This window comes from Mesorhizobium sp. M0159, assembly GCF_040322295.1.
Taxonomy (GTDB): Bacteria; Pseudomonadota; Alphaproteobacteria; order Rhizobiales; family Rhizobiaceae; genus Mesorhizobium.
The window spans coordinates 1-5,410 of sequence record NZ_JAMYTF010000108.1 but is presented as its reverse complement, the minus strand read 5'-3'; the positions used below and the strand labels follow the sequence as shown (position 1 = coordinate 5,410).

The following is a 5,410-nucleotide window of genomic DNA, read 5'->3' as shown; positions in this document are numbered from 1 at the left end:
GTGAACCACAAGAAGCTGTTCCGGCTCTATCGGGAGGAGAAGCTCGCCGTTCGCCGCCGTGGCGGCCGCAAACGGGCGATCGGGATCAGGGCGCCGATGGTGGTGCAGCTGAGGCCCGACGAGCGCTGGTCGCTCGACTTCGTATCGGACCAGCTCACAGACGGGCGCCGTTTCCGCTGGCCGTCGCGTCTATGGAGTTGCGGTCAAGGGATCTCCCGAAGACGACAATCTTGAATTGGACATCGTCCAAACACGCATGCTGCGCGCCAGCCGGCTAGTCTCCATGACGTCAGGGCACGCCGCCGCTTCGGGTCTGCCAGCCTGGCGCATGTGTCAACAGTTCCGAGCCGAAGCACTGCACCGCCCTCCCAGCCAAAGAAAGTTGGCTCGCCCGACTGGCAGAAGAAGGCCCCGATGCTTCGCGCCTTCGCGAGGCCGTCAGCCAGACCATCGCCGGTGGGCCGCCGAAGGAACGTGGCATCCTTGCCGCGCTGCGCCGATCCAGCTGCCGGAGCCGATCTCCAGGTCAAGATCTAATACGACATCTGCTCGATACAAACCGACTCGGAGCCCCTGCTCTAAAGGACGGCCCAACGAAACGACCATAATCTTTTCATCTCCTCGCTTACGGCCGTCGAATTCGTCGCGGCGTGCTTGAGAAGCCGTCGGGCAAGCGGCGTGACGAGCTCGAAAAATAGTTCGCGGCGTCGGACGGTGCGCAGATGCTTTTTGCCGGCCGGGTCCTGTTGTTCGACGAGAGGATGGTCCGGCGAGGCAAAGTGCCGGGCCCAAGGAGAGCCAGCTCAGCCTCAATCGCATCGGCCAGCGGTTCTTTGAATTCGCGGTAATCCACATTCATGCAACCACTGCCCTTGTCTTCGCGTTTAGCCGCGTTCAATCGTGGGGAGCGACAAGAATGCGGGCCTTCAGTCCAATTACAATCTGCCTCAATCGCAACCTGACGGTGGTCGCGTCCATAGCCGACGCAATGAAGGTGCTTCAGCAACCATGGCCTAGAATGGGAAAGCCGGGGCGGCTCAACGCGATCCGAATGGTCGAGGAATCCCTCGCCGGGCATTGCAGCCAGCAAGCTGCATTCGAGGCCTTCAAGGCGGCCGCGGCTGAACAGGGACTCCTTAGAACAAGAGGGACCAGCGCAGGTCTGGGGAAAGTTGCGCGGATGGTTGAAGACCTGATGTGAGTCATGCCGGCCTCGCTAACGCTGAAGAGGCGCCCCACTTGAACCCCGAAATACTGCCTTCTCCCGCGAGAGCCGAAACGCCTCAAACCGGGCTATTACCCCGGACGCGAGAAGGCCCTGGCTTCGCGTCCGGGACAGCCAGGACCCACTTATCCGACGGTGAATTCTGCGCTGCCTCAGCAGTGCAGCTGCACGCCCATTTCCGCCGCGTTTGGGATCCACATTGAGGTTAACTCTGATGATCTGCCCCATCTTGTCAGAAAAAGACATTTCCCTTGACCTTGCGACTAAAGGAAAGCAATCAGCCTTTGACAAAAATCGCGATCAGGATTGCGCGGAGAACTGAGCTTGATGAGCAGATGATTCTCATGTCTCTTCGACCGCGAGTGTCTCGGCTCGACGGGCATCGGTCATGGCGTCGCGATCCCTCACGCTCTGCTGGCACGATCTCTTCGCCAGTCGTGTCTTTGACACGCTTGGCCCAGCCCGTTGACTTCGACGGCCCCTACGACGACCAGTCGATCTCATCTAGATTGTACTCTGGCCGCGCTCTGTTACTTCCGCCTTCCTCCCTGCCCTTTCGCAAAGATGCCGGCTGCTTCGAGTAGCTCTTGTTCGGGAGCGACTCCGATTGCCACGGTCAGCCGATGAGGTGTTGGCGATTGTCGAAAATGAGCCGCTTCCGGGAATTTCCACCAACTTGCATACTCCTCGTGTCGGGCCTGGCGTTGTGATGTCTGTGCGGCGCATGGCGCAGGGGCTCGCTACCAGCCGATGAGGCGGCCTTCGCGGGGGATTGAAGCATCTTCGGGTTTCTTTTCTGCGCGGTAACCCAAACAGAATGTCTGCGTCGTCACATTGCTCCGAGGCCGCGCCGCGCTCCGGCAACGCGCGGTCTGGTTCCCCCGCGGGTACTGCGATCGATCAGCCCCGCATCGTTGAGCGCAAGATGGCCTGCATGTGCTCTTCCCGAAGTCGAGTTCGCCCCGTGCCTCAACAGTCAGCACGTACTCGGCCTTGACCCGGCGGTCGCCTCGGCTGGTCGCAGGATAGGAACAGATAGCCCTCAAGGATTGCTCTTCAATTCGGTCTGCCATCTTGCGGTCGTGCCAGTTGCTGCCCGATCGATGAACAACCCTATGGAGCGCGGCATAGGCGGTTTCATGGCTTGCTATCAGCGCCTGCAGTTCGCGCGAGGTACCTTCGTCTTCAGCAAACGTCGGTTCAACGACAGTCGCAACGGCGGTGAACGCAAGAAGTGTACGGCGGGTGACTGCGGGCATGCCCCATATCCTTGCCGTTGATGAGTGCGGGCACACCATAGCACCGGCGCAGCGTTCGGGGAGATGCAACGCGACCCTATTGTCTGCTGACAAAACGTTCCGCTCCTGCGGCTGCTTCTCCTGCAATGGCTGGCAGGTTCAGTCTCCTGAAACGTCGTAGGTGTGACGCTAGTATGGCCATTGAACGCCACCCACAACTCAGATGCTGTGTGAGCGCCTGCCACCAGCCGGTACATTTGCCTGTCTCTTATTCCAGACTGTTCTCGCGTGCACCGTGCCCCTGTGCGATCGGGAATCGACGTTGGCCTTCTACAGGCCGCTTCCAGACCTCGCCTCCCGAAGTCAGTTGCGGCGAGCGTTGAGAGCACGTGCGAGGAGCCGGGTGTCAGTCAGCTGGATCACGCACGTCTCGAATGCTTTGGTCGGGCCGCGCCAGCGCAGCTCTTCGACGTTATCGAACAGCCGAGCGTCCGTGCGCAGCGTCGCGAGATTTTTGAACAAAAGCGCGAGCTCTCTACGCTTGCCGAGGGCTTCAGGCGGAAAGCGTTCAAGAGGGCCGTAGCGGCCAAGCAGCCGGGCGGCCGAGACCAGGCCGATGCCTTCGAGACCCGGATAGCCATCGGCGGCATCACCGACGAGCGCGAGGAAATCTGGAATCAGGGCGGGCTCAACTCCGAACTTCTCGCGTACACCGGCGGCATCGCGAATTTTCTGGGCCCTGCGGTCTACCTGGACCACATGGTCACCGCGCACACACTGCGCGAGATCCTTGTCCGGCGTCCAGATGCACACCTTCTGCACGCGCTCATCGGCAACCGCGCTGCGCGCCGCGGAGGCCAGCGCGTCATCGGCTTCCAGCTCGATCATCGGCCAGACCGCCACTCCCATCGCCGCCAAGGCTTCCTCGAGGGGGTGAAACTGCGCGAGCAACGCCGGCTCGATGCCATCCCCGGTTTTGTAGCCGGGCCAGAGCTGATTTCTAAACGATTCGACTACATGATCGGTAGCCACCCCAATGTGTGTGGCGCCATTCTCGATCATCTCCAGCACAGTGTTCAGCACGCCGAGGACTGCGCCAAACGGCTTGTCTTGGCCGTTGTTGAACCGGCGTTGGCCGTAGAAGTGGCGAAACAGTTCGTATGTGCCGTCTACTAAATGTACGATCATTGCAGTCCTCGAGGAAACAGCATCCGGCCCGGTTTCTGGTGTTCGAACTTAGTTATAGAGACACCTGGGCCAGCGCGAGCATCGTCGTGACATGACCCAAATGCGACAAGAGGACCAAAAAGGTAGGAAGCGCAGCGAACCCCTCTATATCGACAGCCATGGATGCATCGAGCGACCACCCGCAGAACGACGAGCTTCTCTCGGACATCCAGCGCCTGTCCTTCGACTATTTTCTCAAAGAGGCCAACCCGGCGAATGGCCTGATCGCCGACCGCAATGCCCCGGGGTCACCGGCCAGCATCGCCGCCGTCGGGCTCGCCCTGTCGGCCTATCCCGTCGGTGTCGAGCGCGGTTTCATGACGCGCGCCGCCGCCGCTGAACGGACGCTCGCCACGCTTCGCTTCTTCTGGAACGCGCCGCAAGGGCCCGAAGCCGACGCAACGGGCCACAAGGGCTTCTACTACCATTTCCTCGACATGGAGACCGGCCGCCGCGTCTGGAAGTGTGAGCTGTCCACGGTCGATACGGCGCTTCTGCTTGCCGGTGCGCTGGCCGCCAGCGCCTATTTTGGCGAGGACGATGAATCCGAACTGGAAATCCGGCGGCTAGCCGATGCGCTCTACCGGCGCGCCGACTGGCGATGGGCGCAGAACGGCGGCGCCACCGTCACCCATGGCTGGCGGCCTGGAAAAGGCTTCCTGCGCTATCGCTGGCAAGGCTACGACGAAGCGGTGATCCTTTATGTGTTGGGCCTCGGCTCGCCAACCCATCCGTTGCCGCTCGAGAGCTATGCGGCCTGGCTATCCACCTACAAGTGGAAAAAGATCTATGGCCGGGAATTGGTTTACGCCGGTCCACTTTTCATCCACCAGCTGTCGCATATTTGGATCGATTTTCGCGGCATCCGCGATGCTTCCATGCGCAACCACGACTGCGACTATTTCGAGAACAGCCGCGAGGCAACCTACCTGCAACGCGACTACGCCATTCGCAATCCGAAGGGCTTCAGCGGTTATGGCGAGAATTGCTGGGGCATCACCGCCAGCGACGGCCCAAGCCCGACAAAACGCCAAATGACGGTCGGTGGCCGCCGCTTCTTCGGCTATCTGGCGCGCGGTGCGCCATTCGGCCCTGATGATGGGACGTTGTCGCCGTGGGCAGCGATTACCTCATTGCCCTTTGCGCCAGAGATCGTTTTGCCGGCACTGCGCCATTTCCACGAGATCGACCTGCACGAGGGCAACCCTTACGGCTTCACCGCAAGCTTCAATCCGACAATAGCAGCCGCCGACGGCCGGCCATGCGGTTGGGTATCGCCGGACCATGTCGGCATCAATCAGGGGCCGATCACTCTGATGATAGAGAACTATCGCTCGGGCTTCCTGTGGCGCCTGATGCGCTGCGTGCCGGCCATCATCGCCGGACTGCACCGAGCCGGTTTTTCGGGCGGTTGGCTATAACAAGTCGAGATGACAAAGCTCCCCGACTGACCGGGACTCTTGACTGCTAGCGCATGCCGCATTTGCTGCAAACGTCGACTCAGCGGCAGTGGGTGATGGGCGCTTCTTATAACGCCGGTCACGAATGTCTGAAACGGGTCACAATTGCGGACAGGCCGCCTTAGGCTGGGATACACGAGAGCGGACATTCAGGTCGTCGCGAACATCGTCGTGACCTGTGATGGGTTTCGGATGCCGGCCGTCTACTGAGATGGCGTGGCTCGAGGCCGGCGTCCGGAAGCCTCCAGGGAAGGAACCCG

Annotated in this window: 5 protein-coding genes and 1 pseudogene; 4 read left to right on the top strand and 2 right to left on the bottom strand. The window is 60.9% G+C overall.

What is annotated here, in order from left to right:
• From NKJ32_RS34990 to NKJ32_RS34985, 3 genes and pseudogenes are all read left to right on the top strand, one after another.
• Positions 1-177, top strand: a pseudogene (locus NKJ32_RS34990) (IS3 family transposase); the annotation flags it as partial.
• Positions 178-395: 218 nt separating this feature from the next.
• Positions 396-608, top strand: coding sequence for a hypothetical protein (locus NKJ32_RS35690; protein ID WP_502897503.1), 213 nt, complete (start codon positions 396-398; stop codon positions 606-608).
• Positions 609-916: 308 nt separating this feature from the next.
• A complete protein-coding gene (locus NKJ32_RS34985) occupies positions 917-1,201 on the top strand; it encodes a DUF982 domain-containing protein (RefSeq protein WP_352502896.1) in 285 nt (94 codons plus the stop codon).
• Positions 1,202-1,965: 764 nt separating this feature from the next.
• On the opposite strand, the gene NKJ32_RS34980 is transcribed toward NKJ32_RS34985, so the two are convergent.
• Complete coding sequence (locus tag NKJ32_RS34980; protein WP_352790218.1) at positions 1,966-2,484, bottom strand: hypothetical protein; 519 nt, start codon at positions 2,482-2,484, stop codon at positions 1,966-1,968.
• A gap of 342 nt (positions 2,485-2,826) precedes the next feature.
• Positions 2,827-3,651 carry a 5'-3' exonuclease gene (locus NKJ32_RS34975; RefSeq protein ID WP_352790215.1) on the bottom strand — a complete coding sequence of 275 codons (825 nt, stop codon included), beginning with the start codon at positions 3,649-3,651 and terminating at the stop codon, positions 2,827-2,829.
• 158 nt (positions 3,652-3,809) lie between these two features.
• Here NKJ32_RS34975 and NKJ32_RS34970 point away from each other — a divergent pair, with 158 nt between their 5' ends.
• Positions 3,810-5,111: a glucoamylase family protein gene (locus NKJ32_RS34970; protein ID WP_352830478.1), complete on the top strand. Its 1,302-nt coding sequence runs from the start codon at positions 3,810-3,812 to the stop codon at positions 5,109-5,111.
• Positions 5,112-5,410 lie beyond the last annotated feature (299 nt).

What these genes read in the sequence shown, in the direction of transcription:
- NKJ32_RS34985 (WP_352502896.1), top strand. Translation starts at nt 917, where the DNA reads ATGCGGGCCTTCAGTCCAATTACAATCTGCCTCAATCGCAACCTGACG.
- NKJ32_RS34980 (WP_352790218.1), bottom strand. Translation starts at nt 2,484, where the DNA reads ATGCCCGCAGTCACCCGCCGTACACTTCTTGCGTTCACCGCCGTTGCG.
- NKJ32_RS34975 (WP_352790215.1), bottom strand. Translation starts at nt 3,651, where the DNA reads ATGATCGTACATTTAGTAGACGGCACATACGAACTGTTTCGCCACTTC.
- NKJ32_RS34970 (WP_352830478.1), top strand. Translation starts at nt 3,810, where the DNA reads ATGGATGCATCGAGCGACCACCCGCAGAACGACGAGCTTCTCTCGGAC.